Origin of the sequence: Corynebacterium frankenforstense DSM 45800, assembly GCF_001941485.1 — a bacterium.
Taxonomy (GTDB): domain Bacteria; phylum Actinomycetota; class Actinomycetes; order Mycobacteriales; family Mycobacteriaceae; genus Corynebacterium; species Corynebacterium frankenforstense.
Genome location: NZ_CP009247.1, coordinates 586,742 through 600,550, shown reverse-complemented (window position 1 = coordinate 600,550; position 13,809 = coordinate 586,742). Strand labels below are relative to the sequence as shown.

The window sequence follows — 13,809 nt, the reverse complement described above, 5'->3', positions numbered from 1 at the left end:
CGTCCCGTCCCTCACCGCCCGCCGCACCCGTGCGGCGGGCGCGCGGCACCCCGCCGGCGCGCGGTGCGCGGCGCGGCCGCGTGGCGCCACCCGCCTCAGCGCCGCATGACGGGACGCCGGCCGATGCGCCTGCCGCACCGCTCACCGCCCCCGCCAAAAACCAGTTTCCCGGACCAGGAGCCCCTGTGACACCGAATCTCGCCCGCCCCGGCGTGCTCGCGCGCCAACCCATCGGCGACTTCCGCACCGAGGCCGGTGCGACGATCCCGGAGGTCACCGTCGCCTACCAGCGGTGGGGCTCCTACCGCGTGGACGCCGACGGCACCAGCAACGTCGTGCTCGTCGAGCACGCGCTGACCGGCGACTCCGACGCCGCGTCCTGGTGGGGTGACCTGGTCGGGCCGAACAAGGCCATCGACACCGACCGCTACTGCGTGATCTGCACGAACGTCATCGGCGGCTGTCAGGGCACCACGGGCCCGGGTTCGGCGCACCCGGCCGACGGTCGGGCGTGGGGCTCGCGCTTCCCGGCGGTGTCGATCCGCGACCAGGTCGAGGTGGAGAAGCAGTTCCTCGACTCCCTGGGCATCACCAGCGTCTTCGCCGTGATCGGCGGCTCGATGGGCGGGGCCCGCTGCCTGGAGTGGTCCTACCTGCACCCCGAGGTCGTCGCCGCGGCGGCCGTCTTCGCCGTCAGCGCCCGGGCGAGCGCGTGGCAGATCGGCATCCAGGGCGCGCAGATCGCCGCGATCGAGAACGACCCGAGCTGGCACGGCGGCGACTACTACGACACCGGCACCGCCCCGAACGCCGGGCTGGCCACCGCGCGGCGCATCGCGCACCTGACCTACCGCGGCGAGCTCGAGATCGACGAGCGCTTCGGCACCACCCCGCAGACCGGCGAGAACCCGCTGGGCGCCCACCGTTCGGCCGGGCAGCGCTTCGCGGTGGAGAGCTACCTGGACTACCAGGCGCGCAAGCTGACCGCGCGTTTCGACGCCGGCACCTACGCCGTGCTCACCGACTCACTGAACCGCCACGACATCGGTCGCGGCCGCGGCGGGCTGAACCGGGCGCTCAGCGAGATCACGGTGCCCACGCTGGTCGCGGGCGTGGACACGGACATCCTCTACCCGTACCACCAGCAGGAGCACCTCTCGCGCAACCTGGGCAACCTGCTGGGCATGGCCAAGATCGTCTCCCCCGTCGGCCACGACGCCTTCCTCACCGAGACCCGGCAGATGGACCGGATCCTGCGCAACTTCTTCGAGCAGGTCGACCCGGACGCCCCCGGCGCCGCGGGCCAGATCGAGTACTACATCTAGCGCCCCACCCCACGCGCGACGTCGGCAACCGGATCAGCTGCCGAGCGCGTCCACCGACGCGGCCAGGAACGCCAGCAGCGCCCCGACGCCGGTGCAGAACGCGACGTCGAAACGCCGCGAGCGCACGGAGAACAACCCGATCACGGAGTCGTCGCAGAACAGCCGCATCACGGCCAGCCACAGGAACGCCGCGCCCAGCCCGAACGTCGCGCGCCGCCAGTGCTCGGTCATCCCGAAGACGGCCACGACGACGAGGCCGACGAGGAAGACCGCCAGCATCCCCTGCTGGGCACGCCGCGACAGCCGCGAGGGCGGGTTCTCCCGGTCGTGCGGGTTGACCAGCGCCTCCTGACGGCTCGCGGGGCGGATCGGGGTTTTTGCCACGGCGGCCAGGGTAGTCCTCAGTCGGCCAGGCCCGCGAGCCGCTCCGCGCGCTCGACGATGTTCTCCAGCAGGAAGGTGCGCGTCATCGGGCCCACGCCGCCCGGGTTCGGCGAGATCGCGCCGGCGACCTCCCAGCAGTCCGGGTGGACGTCGCCGGTGGTCTTGCCGTCGACGCGGGAGACGCCGACGTCGAGGATCGCGCAGCCCGGCTTGATCATGTCCGGGGTGAGCATGTGCGGGCGCCCGGCGGCGGCGACGATGACGTCGGCGGCACGGGTCTCGGCGGCCAGGTCCTTCGTGCCGGTGTGGCACAGCGTGACGGTCGAGTTCTCGCTGCGGCGGGTCAGCATCAGGCCGATCGGGCGGCCGACGGTGATACCGCGGCCGATGACGACGACCTTCGCGCCGTTCAGCTCCACGCCGAAGCGGCGCAGCAGCGCGATCGAGCCGTTGGGCGTGCACGGCAGCGGGGCGGGCTCGTTGAGCACGAGCTTGCCCAGGTTGACCGGGTGCAGGCCGTCGGCGTCCTTGGCCGGGTCGATGCGCTCGAGCACGGCGTTCTCGTCGAGCTGCTCCGGCAGCGGCAGCTGCACGATGTAGCCGGTGCAGGCGTCGTCGGCGTTGAGCTCGTCGATGACGGCGTCGAGTTCGTCCTGCGTGGTCTCGGCGGGCAGGTCCTTGCGGATGGACCGGATGCCGACCTCCTCGCAGTCGCGGTGCTTCATGCGCACGTAGTTCTGGCTGCCCGGGTCCTCGCCGACGAGCACGGTCGCCAGCCCGGGGGTGATGCCCTTGTCCTTGAGTGCGGCCACCCGGGTCTTGAGGTCCTCGAGCAGCTCGGCGCGGAAGAGTTTGCCGTCCAGTTTGATCGCAGTCACGCCGCCCATTATGTCGCCGCCACGTGACCGGGACAACGCCCGGGGGTGTCCGTCTCCGCTTGACGACGTCGCGCCACGCGCCGTGGGCGCGGCTGCGCGCCGTGGGTGCGCCCCGGGGCGTCGGCAAGCGGTGCAGGACCCGGCTCTAGACTTGCGGGCATGCCCGGAGCAGATCTGCACGTCATCTACGACAACCCCGTCATCCCCGGTAACACCGGCAACGCCATCCGCCTGTGCGCCAACACCGGGGCGACGCTGCACCTGGTCGAGCCGCTCGGCTTCGACTTCTCCGACAAGCACCTCAAGCGCGCCGGCCTCGACTACCACGACCTCGCCGACGTGCGCGTCCACCCCGACCTCGACGCCTGCCTGGCCGACATCCCCGACGCACGGGTCTTCGCGTTCACCGGGCACGCCTCGACGTGGTTCGACACGGTGGAGTACCGGCCGGGCGACGCGCTGCTCTTCGGCACGGAGCCGACCGGGCTCCCCGAGGAGCACATGGCGCACCCGCGGGTGACCGCGCGGCTGCGCATCCCGATGCTGCCGGCGCGGCGGTCGATGAACCTGTCGAACTCGGCGGCCGTCGCGGTCTTCGAGGCCTGGCGGCAACTCGGCTTCCCCGGCGCGGTCTAGGCGAGGTCGGCCGGCCGGCGCCGCCGTGTGCCGCCCCGCACCCGACAGGCTCGCCCGTCCGGGGAGTGACACCGACTGCGGTACCTCCCCGTATCCTCGGGCCCATGCCCCGGCAGCACCCACGACGCTCCGCCACGCGGGCGGCGCACCCGCACGACTCCGGAATCAACCCGCAGGCCTTCGAGTTCGCCACCCCTGTCGGCGTGGGCGCCGTGCACGCCTACGTCTACGACATCGGCACCTACCACTACAACTGGCACGACGACATCGAGCTGCTCACCGTCGTCACGGGGCGCGTCGAGGTGGCCACCGACGGGACCCGCCGGGTGCTCCCCGTGCGCGAGAGCGTCCTGCTCAACTCGAATCAGGGCCACGCGACGCTGGCCGTCGAACCCGGTTCCCGCGCCCTGGCCGTCCACTTCGCCCCGGAGGTCTTCGCGCAGGCCACCGGGGGCACGCCCCCGCGATTCACGTCGGCGCCGCGCTTCCCCACCGACGCGCTGACCGCACGCCTGGCCCGCCTCATGCTGCGCGACGGCGACTCCGCGGTCGACCTGCTGCGCACCCAGGGAGACGCCGCCTGGCTGGCTGCCGAGGTCATCGAATGCTTCCCGCTTGCCGACGCCGCGCCGATCACCGTCGCCGGTAAACCCGCCGCCGGCGACGACGCGGCCGCGGCCCTGGACCGCGTCTGCGCGCACATCGAGGCCCACTTCACGGAACGCCTCACCCTCGCCGGGCTGGCGAAGGTCGCCGGATACTCGCAGGCCTACCTCTCCGCCCTGTTCTCCCAGGTGATGGGGATGACCTGTTTCGAGTTCCTCTCCCGGGTCCGGCTGCGCGCCGCCACCCGTCAGCTGGCCGCCAGCGACAAGCTGATCGGCGACATCGCCTTCGACACCGGCTTCGCGGATGCGAAAGCGCTGAGCACCGCGTTCAAGGCGACGTTCGGGCGCACACCCTCCCGGTACCGGGCGGAGCTGGCCGGGCACGACGAGGTCGCCGCCATAGACGCCGGGTTCAAGAAGCGGTTCACCGCCCGGTCCAACCCCGAGGTCTACGCCCGCCTGGCGGAGTGGGCGGCCCCGCACCGCCACGAGACGCCCGTCGCCCTGGCCCGCCGGCTCGCCGCGCTCCTCGAGCGCGAGGGGGCGGATTTTTAGGTCGCCCGGCACCGCGGAGGCGCTGAGCCCACCCTGAGAAGCCCTGGGCAGCGGCGCCGCGCCCGAGGGGCGGATCCACGCACACCGGTGGGCGCGACGGGGCGTCGCCAATCCCGGAAACACGCCCTGAACTGCAACAACTCCCAAAAAGTCGCCGGGCGCCCACGGCGCAGCGCAACGAACATGGAAACCAGACCACGACCCCGAGTCACGGAGGTTCCCATGACCGCCAACCGCACCGACGCCGCGCCGGGCGACCGCGCGCGCGTCGTCGACGTCATCGCCAAATTCACCGACCTGATCTCCAAGAAGCTGCCCGTCGACGTCTCCGACCGACTGGCCAAGCTGCGCGCCAACGAGACCAACCCGCGCGCGCTGATGATCTACGACACCATGCAGCGCAACCAGGAGCTGGCCGCCAAGCTCAACCGGCCGAGCTGTCAGGACACCGGGCTGGTGCAGATCTTCGCGCACGTCGGCGACCGCTACCCGCTGCGCGACGACCTGCACGCCATGCTCAAGGAGGCCGTCGGCACCGCGACGAAGACCGCGCCGCTGCGGCACAACACCGTCGAGACCTTCCAGGAGGTCAACACCGGCACCAACACCGGCAGCGAGTCGCCCTGGATCTACTGGGACCTCGTCGAGGGGTCGGAGGACCTGGCCCTGGAGGTCTACCTCGCCGGCGGCGGCTGCTCGCTGCCCGGGCAGGGCAAGACGCTCATGCCGGGCGAGGGCTACGAGGCGGCCGTGAAGTTCGTCCTGGACGTGATGACCTCCTACGGGCTCAACGCCTGCCCGCCGCTGCTGGTCGGCGTGGGCATCGGCACCTCGATCGACTCCGCCGCCTACATGTCCAAGCGCGCGCTGATGCGCCCGGCCGACTCCGAGAACCCCGACGAGCTCGTCGCCGGGCTCGAGCACGACCTCGAGGAGGCCATCGACTCCATCGGTCTGGGCCCGCAGGGCCTGGGCGGTGGCAAGTCCGTCATGGGGGTCAACATCGAGAACTCCGCCCGGCACCCTTCGGTGCTGTCCGTGGCGGTCAACACCGGCTGCTGGTCCCACCGCCGCGGCCGCATCATCATCCACCCGGACGGCTCCTACGAGTCGCCCACGCACGAAGGGATCGAACTGTGAGCACCGCCGAGCGGGAGCACCGCACCTGGCACCTGAACACCCCCATCTCCCGGGAGGATATCGCCGACATCCGGGTGGGCGACATCGTCTTCCTCGACGGCCACATCGTCACCTGCCGCGACGTCGCCCACCGCCGGCTCATCGAGTACGGGCGCGAACTGCCCGTCGACGTCCGCGACGGCGCGATCCTGCACGCCGGTCCGATCACGCGCGAGAACCCGGAGGCCGCCTCCGGCTACGAGATGGTCTCCGTGGGGCCGACGACCTCGATGCGCATGGAGAAGTTCGAGTACGACTTCACCCGCGAGACCGGCGTGCGCCTGATCGTCGGCAAGGGCGGCATGGGGCCGAACACCGAGCGCGGCTGCGCGGAGTTCGGTGCGCTGCACTGCGTCTTCCCCGCCGGCAACGCGGTGATCGCCGCGACCGAGGTCGAGGAGATCGAGGCGGTCCACTGGACCGAGCTGGGCATGCCGGAGAGTCTGTGGGTCAACCGGGTCTCCGGGTTCGGGCCGCTCATCGTCTCCATCGACTCGACGGGGGCGAACCTCTTCGAGCAGCAGAAGGTGATCTACAACCAGCGTAAGGAGGCTGCGCTGGAGAAGCTCTACGAGAAGGTCCGGTTCATCAAATGACCGCGCCGCAGTCCCCTCCGATTGACGACGCCCCGTCGGTCACCGTGCGCGGGGAAGTGCGCCCGGGGCGGCTCGCCGCCGCCGTCGGCGTCGGCCTGGTGCTGTGGTTCGTGCCCACGCCGGACGGCCTGGCCGACAACGCGTGGGGGCTGTTCGCCCTGTTCGTCGCCACGATCCTGATGATCATCCTCAACGCCGCGCCGATGGGCACGGTCTCGGTGGTCGCGATGGCGGCCTGCGCGGCGACCGGGGTGCTCGCCCCGGGCGACCCGGGTGCGTCGATCACGGCGGCGCTGTCCGGCTTCTCGAATTCGACGATCTGGCTGATCGTCTCCGCCTTCTTCATCGCCCGTGCGGTCATCGCCTCCGGGCTGGGGGCCCGCCTGGGCTACCTGTTCGTGCGGATCTTCGGCCGGTCGACGCTGGGGCTGGCCTACGGGCTGGGGCTTGCGGACCTGGTGACCTCGCCGGCTATCCCGTCGAACACAGCCCGTGCCGGAGGGATCGTCTACCCGGTCATGGAGTCGATCCTCAAGACCGACGGAGTGGACCCCGCCGATCCTGCGACGCACCGCCGCATGGCGTCCTTCCTGGCGATCTCCACATACAACCTGGACCTGGCGGCCTCGGTGATCTTCTTCACCGGCGCGGCGCCGAACGCCCTGGGCACCAAGCTCGCCGACCAGATGGGTGTGGACACCCCGAGTTGGGGCGGCTGGTTCCTGCTCGCGTGCGTGCCGGGGATCATCGGTTTCATCGCCGTGCCCCTGGTGCTCTACCTGCTCTACCGCCCCGAGGCACGCAAGACGCCGCACGCGCCGCAGGAGGCCGCGCGCCGGCTCGCCGCTCTCGGCCCGATGGCGACGCGGGAGAAGATCACGCTGGGTGTCTTCGTCACCGTCATCGCACTGTGGGTCGCCGGCGGCAGCTGGTTGAACCCGACGACCGTCGCCTTCATCGGGCTGGCGCTCCTGCTGCTGTGCGGGGTGCTCACCTGGTCCGATGTCAAGGGAGAACGATCGGCGTGGGACACCCTCGTCTGGTTCGCCGCGCTGGTGATGATGGGCAGCCAGCTCAACGAGACGGGATTCATCGACTGGCTCGGCGGACTCGTCGAGGGGCCGCTGGGCGGTCTGGACCCGACCGTCGCCTTCGTCGCGCTGACCGTCGTCTACGCGGCGAGCCACTACCTGTTCGCTTCGGGCACGGCGCACACGGCGGCGATGTTCTCGGTGTTCCTCGGCACCGGGGTGGCCCTGGGGCTGCCGGCGCTGCCGCTGATCGTGATCCTCGCGGCGCTGCCGACGCTGATGGGGTGCCTGACCCATTACGGCAACGGCCCCGCCCCGCTCTACTTCGGCACCGGTTACGTCCCGGTGGGGCGCTGGTGGTCGCTGGGAGCGGTCATCGGGCTGGTGCACCTGGCCGTCTGGCTGGGTGTGGGCCCGCTGTGGTGGCAGCTGATCGGCGCGTGGTGACGCGCTGATCCCCAGGTGGCTCGGCAGGCGCCCCGGCAGACGATGGGCCACTGCCCGTCTGTCCGTGCCAGCGCCTCCCCCGCGCCGCCGGGTGTCAGATCCGCCGACCCGGCTGGCCGGCGCCGGTGAGCGCGGGCAGTCGGCGGTCACGCAGCTTCTCGACGAGCGCCTCCGCGTCCTCGTGCGCGAGATCGCGGCCCTTCATGTACACGGGCCCGGGCACGAGGTCGAGGCGCACGGTGGCCAGGCCCAGCAGGCGCTGGATCGGCCCCTGGGTCAGCGAGAGCTCCTGGATATGGGACGTCTCGATCGTCTCGACGGTGCGGCCGACGCGGCCGTGGTGGGTGATCACCCGGTCCTCGGCGAGCGTGACGCCCTGCTGTCGGCGGTCGACGGGCGAGACCCACCGGGCGATCGCCGGGCTGGTGAACTGCGCCGCGCCGCGCCCCTCGGGGGTGGCGACCCGCTCGATCTCCCCGGGGTCCATGCCGGTGATCTCGGCGAAGACGGCGAGCGCGGTCTCCCGGGAGCCGACGGGCAGCACGGTCGTGGTGGACTCCGTCTTGGAGTTCAGCGGGCCGCCGTAGCCGGCGACGCTGACCTGGACCTGCCACCAGCCGACCAGGCGCCACAGCGGGGTCTGGGAGACCTTCACCGCGTGCACCCGGTCGAGCGGCACCGCCTGGCGGCGGCGCTCGGTCAGGCCGTAGTTGAGGTGGAGGACGCGGTCGGCGTCGTCGATCTTGGCGGTGAACAGCCAGGAGGTGTTGAGCACGCGCCACACCGACGGGACCACGGCGAGCAGCACACCGATGACCGTGGCGTTCGCGATCGGGGTGGCGATCAGCAGGACGGCGGCGACCACGCCGACGACCGTGTTCGCCGACAGCGCGGCGGCGCCGAGCGCGCGGCGGGCGGGGATCTCCTCGACGAGCCCGCGCAGGCGGTCCTCGTCGACCGGGCCGGCGGACGCGACGGGCGCGCCGCTCCCCTGCCCCGCCCAACCGGCGGGGGCGTCTGCGGCCCCTGCGCTCGTGCCGCCGGCACCAGAGCTGCCGGCTCCCCATGCCCCGGGAGCGGCATTCGTACCCGCGCCGTCAGCGCCTGCGGCGTCGGCCCCACGCGCACCGGGGAGGGGATCACCGGAGGGGTGGGACGGGGCGTCGGCAATTGAGCCGCCGTGCACACGCGCCAGGAGGTCGCGGCGCAGCGCCTCGGCGACCGCGCGCGGCAGGTAGAGGATGTCGATGTGCGAGTCGGTGCCGCCGGCGGTCTCGACCTTGACCGAGGCGAGGCCGAAGAGGCGCGGGATGAGCGGCTCGGCGACGTCGACGGCCTGGACGCGGTCGAAACGCGCGGTGCGCAGCTGCCGGTTGAGCACGCCGCGGCGCAACTCGACCTCCTCGTCGGTGATGCGGTAACCGGTCGCGCGCCACCAGATGCCCGAGACCAGCCAGATCAGCGCGCACAGCACCACGACCGCGCCGAGCGCCGCGGGCAGGATCCACCAGGGGCCGCCGTGGAGCAGACCCCACAGCGCGACGTAGGCGGAGGCCTGGACGTTGACGGCCACCGCGGCGGCCAGGGCGAGCAGCGCGGTCCAGGCGCGCAGCAGCGGCGTGGCGCGGTGGACGCGGTGCCAGCCGGAGCCGGAGCCGGAGCCGGCGTCGGCGTGTGCGTGACGCCCGCTCACAGGCCGCTCATCCTCTCGCGCGCCTTGACGGCCAGGCGCTCACGCAGGGCGTCGGCCTCGGCGGCGGGCAGGCCCTCGACGGTGGCGTCGGAGGTCGCGGACGCCGTGTTCAGCGTGACGGTCTTCATGCCCAGCCACCGCTCGACCGGCCCGTTGGTCACGTCGACGTACTGGATGCGGCCGTAGGGCACGACGGTGAACGTGTGCCACATGCGGCCCTTGGTGATCAGCAGCTCGTCGTCGGTCTCGAGCCAGCCGAGCAGGCGCACCTGCGCGGGGATGATCCAGGCCTGCCAGACGGTCAGCGCGGCGAAGACGCCCGCGCCGATGTACCACCACGGCGAGAGCGTCACGCCGAGCACGACGAAGACGATGAGCGGCACGACCAGCCACGGCATGCGGCCGAGGTAGCGCGCCCGGGTCAGCTTCGGGGAGACGGGGTTCATGCCCCGCGCGGCGGCGTCCTTCATGGGCACCATGGTGACACACGGGGCGTCGGCGATCACGCGCGGTCAGCCCAGCATGCCGAAGGCGAACGCGACGAGCACCAGCGCGGCGGAGAACGCCCAGGCGATCGGGAAGGCGAGCTTGATGTAGCGGCCCATGTTCGCGCCGCCGGCCAGGCCGAGCGCGAGCCACAGCGCCGGGGAGAACGGCGAGACGAAGGTGCCGATGACGTTGCCGATGATCAGCGCCAGCGCCGTGCTCATGCCGGAGACGCCGAAGCTGGCGGCGGTCTCCTGGACGATGGGCAGCACGGAGAAGTAGTAGGCGTCGGTGGAGGTCAGAAGGTCCAGCGGCACGCCGAGCAGGCCGACGATGACGTGCAGGTACGGCCCGACGGCGGCCGGCAGCACGGAGACGAGGCTCAGGGCGATCTGCTCGAGCATGCCGGTCTCGTTGAGCACGCCGAGGAACATGGCGGCGGCGATGATGATGCCGGCCATCGACAGGGCGTTGGGCGCGTGGCGGCGCAGGGCCTTGGACTGGGAGTGGGAGTCGGGGAAGTTGATCAGCAGCGCCAGGGTGGTGGCGATGAGGAAGGTCGGGGCGGGCGGCAGGACGCCGGCGAGCAGGATGACCAGGGCGACGAGCACGACGGCGACGTTGGCCACGGTCCAGCCGGTGCCGGTGCGGTAGCTGTAGCCCTCCTCGCGGCGTTCCTCGTCCTGCTGGGCCTGGAAGTCGGCGGCGATGGCCTCGACGTCGACGTCGCCGGTGGCCGCGCCGCGGGCGGCGATGCGGCGGCGCTGCTGCAGGCCGAGGCCGGCGGCGACGACAAGGACGAGCACGACCGCCACGCCCTGGATGGGCAGCAGCCGCAGCCAGATGTCACTGGGTTCCTGGGCGATCACGGCGCCGGCGCGGCCGAGCGGGCCGGCCCACGGCACCATGTTCATCACGGAGGCGGCGAGGGCGACGATGGTGATCAGGATGTAGCGGGAGATGCCCAGTGCCCGGTAGAGCGGCAGCAGCGCGGGGATGGTCAGCAGGAAGGTCGTGGAGCCGGAGCCGTCGAGGTGGGCGACGATGCCGATGGCGGCGGTGCCGGTGGTCACGGCGACGACGTTGCCGCGGGTGGCGCGGATGAGCGCCTTGATCACCGGGGTGAACAGGCCGACGTCCTGGAGGATGCCGAAGAAGATGATCGCGAAGATGAACATCACGACGACGTTCATCACCGAGTCGAGGCCTTCGGCGAAGAAGTCGCCGATGTCGCCGGGGCCGTGGCCGGTGACGAGCGCGCCGACCAGGGGCACGAGGGTCATCGGGACGATGGGGCTGGTGCGGCCCCGGATGAGGATGCCGACGGTGGTGCCGATGATCAGCAGACCGACGAGTGTCAGTGCGAACGGGGAGTCCAAGACTCGGTCCTTTCCGTGAGCGTTGCGCGCTGTTTCGGGCGGGCCGGTCGCACCCGGCCCGTGGGCGGCGGGCGGGGTCCGTCGCGTCTTACAAGCGTGCCAGCCTTGTGACGCGGACAACTAATCAGGCTGGTGAGGGGCGGATCTATTGCGTCGACAAAAAGATTTCCGACGTCCCGTCCCTCCCCGTCGTGGTTCCGTGCGGCGGGGTGTGTGGTGCGCGGTCGGTGCGCTCCCGCGCCCCGACGCTTGCCTAGGTATTCAGCTCGGGAAGCTGATGTTCTCGCACGGAAATGGCTCCTCTGCACCCTCCCCGGTCTTCGGACCAGTCCCCTTGTCGCCGGGTCCGACAGGTTCCGGGCGGCCCGCGTGGCCCGTGCCGGCCTTCCGGCGGCCGCTATCCTGCGCCCTGACTGGGCTTTCGGCGCGCTGAGCGCCTTGTTCCTGACTGTCGGTGGATCTCTCCTTACGCCCGACCTTCTGGTGCGCGCACCCCCGCGGTTCCGTGCGGGTGTGCGCGTGGGCGCGGTCGTTGCACTCCCGCGCCCCGGTCCTGTGCCACCTGGGCGCCACAGGTGCACCTGGTCATGCGCGCTGTACCAATTCCTGTGCGCGTGCTTTCTCCCGCTATCCCGGGGCCCGTACCAGAAGTCGCCGCCCCCGTGCGGCGCCCCGGAGGGCCGCCTGTGGACCGCGCCCAGCACTCCACAGACGCCGCAACGTACTCTCGCGTGCTGTCTGCGGGCCCGTCATGCTGGGGGACATGAACCTGCTCGACCAACTCATCACGGTGACCCGGCAAGGCATAGGCCTCGCCGAAGGCGCCCGAGGCATGAGCAAACACCAACTCATCGAACTGGGCGTGCTGCCCGTGGACGCGCAGAAGATCGCGCGGGTGGCCCGCGAGTACTTCCCGGTAACCTCCGCGAAGACCAACGCGATCGAGGCGGCACGGGCCAACGGCCACTCGATCGTCACGTTGGACATGATCGAGTCGTTTGCCGCGAAGGTGAAAAACCAACGCCGCGCCTGGGGCTTCCGCACCCGGGCCTGCCGGACCGCTGGCACCCACGACGAGGTACGCAAGGCCTGCCGGCAGCTACTCGACGAGTACAACGGGCCGGCTGAGCCCGCCCCGCAGACCCGCAGCCTGCAGTTCATCAACTCCAAGACCAAGGGGCAGGGACTGTTGTTCCGCGGTCCGTCGGCGGAGATCGCCGCGCTTCGCCACGCCGCCCACACCGCGGCGGCGAAGGCGGTCGGCGAGGACAACGTCGACGCCGAGGCCTGCGGTGAGGCCTTCGCCGACATGCTCACCCGGGGCTTTCCGCAGTCGGTGCTGCGCCCGGTCGTCGGGGTGAGCCTGAACGAGGCGGTGCGCATCGAGGACGGCCACGGCGACGACATCGAGTTGGTCGCCTCGGACGGCTCCCGGATGACCGGCTCGGAGTTCCTTCAGCGCCTGCTGCGCCAGGCGGGCACCACCCGCCCCGCCGCAGAGCCCGGCGCCCAGACCGAAGCCACGTTCGACGCCGACACCCTGGGCGACACCGACCGGCCCACCGGCACCACCACCACAGGCGTGGACGCTGATGGAGTGCGGGGGCACCGCGACCAGGCCGCCACTTCGGTCCTCACCCCGGCCAAGGATGCACCCACCGAGGACGCAGTCACCACCGGCCCCCGGTCCGACCCCGGCTCGGCGCAGGACCCCGCCCCGGAGGCCGAGCCGGGCGCCACGTTGGTTCCCGTCCCGGCCGCCGACGCCGCGGCTGGAAACGACACGGCCACCGCAGACGGCAACGAGGACGCTGCGGACCTGGAACTGTTCGCCGCGGAGATCCCGACGAGGATCCCGGAGATGATCTTCGACGCCGACTCGATGATCATGCTCGTCCACCCGACCCAGGGCCCGAGCAACCTGTACCGGACAAGACGCTTCGCCAACGGCAAGCAGCGCACGATGCTCGGCGCCACCTTCGGGGTGTGTGCCCATCCGGAGTGCAACCAGCCGGCGGAGTTCTGCCAGGCCGACCACGACATCGCGTGGGTGCGTGGCGGGATGACCAACATCGACAACCTGACGCCGTTGTGCAGGTACCACAACGGAGCCAACGACGACGACCCGGAAGGCCCGGTCCGGCACGGGCGGATCGAACGCGACGGACTGGACGTCTACCGGGTGTTGCCGGGTGGGCGCCGCCAGCGGGATGCCACGCCGACTCTGGCGCGGCGGATGATGGCCGAGCACGCCGCCCGCCGCACCGCCCAGGCCGCCTAGCTCACCGGCCCTCGGAGGCCACCGAACCACAAACCCGGCCTACGTCCGGGGAATTCGGCATGCCCTCGCGGGGAATGCCCCGGACGCAGCCGCCGTAGTGCCGGGGCGAGCCCTCTCCGCTCCCGCTTATCCACGTCACGGCAGACGGATCACGCCGGTCACCGCCTTCGAACCACAAAACCCGGCGCACCGGCCGGGCGATTCGGCGTGCCCTCACGGGGAATGCCCCGGACGCAGCCGCCGGAGTACCCCGACCAGCCCTCTCCGCTCCCGCTTATCCACGTCACGGCAGACGGATCACGCCGGTCACCGCCTTCGAACCACAGAACCC

General features: G+C 71.5%; 12 protein-coding genes. 7 read left to right on the top strand and 5 right to left on the bottom strand.

Annotated elements, in window-relative coordinates; all coding sequences use genetic code 11:
• The first annotated feature begins 185 nt into the window (after nt 1–185).
• Nucleotides 186–1,325, top strand: coding sequence for a homoserine O-acetyltransferase MetX (metX, locus tag CFRA_RS02575; RefSeq protein WP_075663329.1), 1,140 nt, complete (start codon nt 186–188; stop codon nt 1,323–1,325).
• A 33-nt stretch (nt 1,326–1,358) separates the two neighbouring features.
• Here the strand turns inward: metX and CFRA_RS02570 are convergent, their stop codons facing one another.
• Entirely contained in the window at nt 1,359–1,709 is a 351-nt protein-coding gene (locus tag CFRA_RS02570) for a DUF3017 domain-containing protein (protein WP_075663328.1), read from the bottom strand.
• A 17-nt stretch (nt 1,710–1,726) separates the two neighbouring features.
• Nucleotides 1,727–2,587 (bottom strand): bifunctional methylenetetrahydrofolate dehydrogenase/methenyltetrahydrofolate cyclohydrolase, encoded by an 861-nt coding sequence (locus CFRA_RS02565; protein ID WP_075663327.1) that lies wholly within the window; start codon nt 2,585–2,587, stop codon nt 1,727–1,729.
• Nucleotides 2,588–2,746: 159 nt separating this feature from the next.
• Here CFRA_RS02565 and CFRA_RS02560 point away from each other — a divergent pair, with 159 nt between their 5' ends.
• From CFRA_RS02560 to CFRA_RS02540, 5 genes are all read left to right on the top strand, one after another.
• On the top strand, nt 2,747–3,223 hold the full coding sequence (locus CFRA_RS02560) for a tRNA (cytidine(34)-2'-O)-methyltransferase (RefSeq protein WP_075663326.1): 477 nt from the start codon (nt 2,747–2,749) through the stop codon (nt 3,221–3,223).
• A 104-nt stretch (nt 3,224–3,327) separates the two neighbouring features.
• Complete coding sequence (locus tag CFRA_RS02555) at nt 3,328–4,386, top strand: helix-turn-helix transcriptional regulator (RefSeq protein ID WP_075663325.1); 1,059 nt, start codon at nt 3,328–3,330, stop codon at nt 4,384–4,386.
• A gap of 222 nt (nt 4,387–4,608) precedes the next feature.
• Nucleotides 4,609–5,526, top strand: a complete 918-nt coding sequence (gene ttdA, locus CFRA_RS02550) for a L(+)-tartrate dehydratase subunit alpha (protein WP_075663324.1) — start codon at nt 4,609–4,611, stop codon at nt 5,524–5,526.
• Nucleotides 5,523–6,161: a L(+)-tartrate dehydratase subunit beta gene (ttdB, locus tag CFRA_RS02545; protein ID WP_075663323.1), complete on the top strand. Its 639-nt coding sequence runs from the start codon at nt 5,523–5,525 to the stop codon at nt 6,159–6,161. Before ttdA ends, ttdB begins: the two co-directional genes overlap by 4 nt.
• Nucleotides 6,158–7,639, top strand: coding sequence for a DASS family sodium-coupled anion symporter (locus CFRA_RS02540; RefSeq protein WP_083666788.1), 1,482 nt, complete (start codon nt 6,158–6,160; stop codon nt 7,637–7,639). Before ttdB ends, CFRA_RS02540 begins: the two co-directional genes overlap by 4 nt.
• Nucleotides 7,640–7,733: 94 nt before the next feature.
• On the opposite strand, the gene CFRA_RS02535 is transcribed toward CFRA_RS02540, so the two are convergent.
• The 3 genes from CFRA_RS02535 to CFRA_RS02525 form a co-directional block, all read right to left on the bottom strand.
• Nucleotides 7,734–9,332, bottom strand: a complete 1,599-nt coding sequence (locus CFRA_RS02535) for a PH domain-containing protein (RefSeq protein ID WP_075663322.1) — start codon at nt 9,330–9,332, stop codon at nt 7,734–7,736.
• On the bottom strand, nt 9,329–9,778 hold the full coding sequence (locus tag CFRA_RS02530; protein WP_075664818.1) for a PH domain-containing protein: 450 nt from the start codon (nt 9,776–9,778) through the stop codon (nt 9,329–9,331). The genes CFRA_RS02535 and CFRA_RS02530 overlap by 4 nt, the downstream gene beginning before the upstream one ends.
• A gap of 66 nt (nt 9,779–9,844) precedes the next feature.
• Entirely contained in the window at nt 9,845–11,197 is a 1,353-nt protein-coding gene (locus CFRA_RS02525) for a citrate:proton symporter (protein ID WP_075663321.1), read from the bottom strand.
• Between the two features lie 832 nt (nt 11,198–12,029).
• Here CFRA_RS02525 and CFRA_RS02520 point away from each other — a divergent pair.
• Nucleotides 12,030–13,478, top strand: a complete 1,449-nt coding sequence (locus CFRA_RS02520; protein ID WP_075663320.1) for an HNH endonuclease signature motif containing protein — start codon at nt 12,030–12,032, stop codon at nt 13,476–13,478.
• The last annotated feature ends 331 nt before the right edge of the window (nt 13,479–13,809 follow it).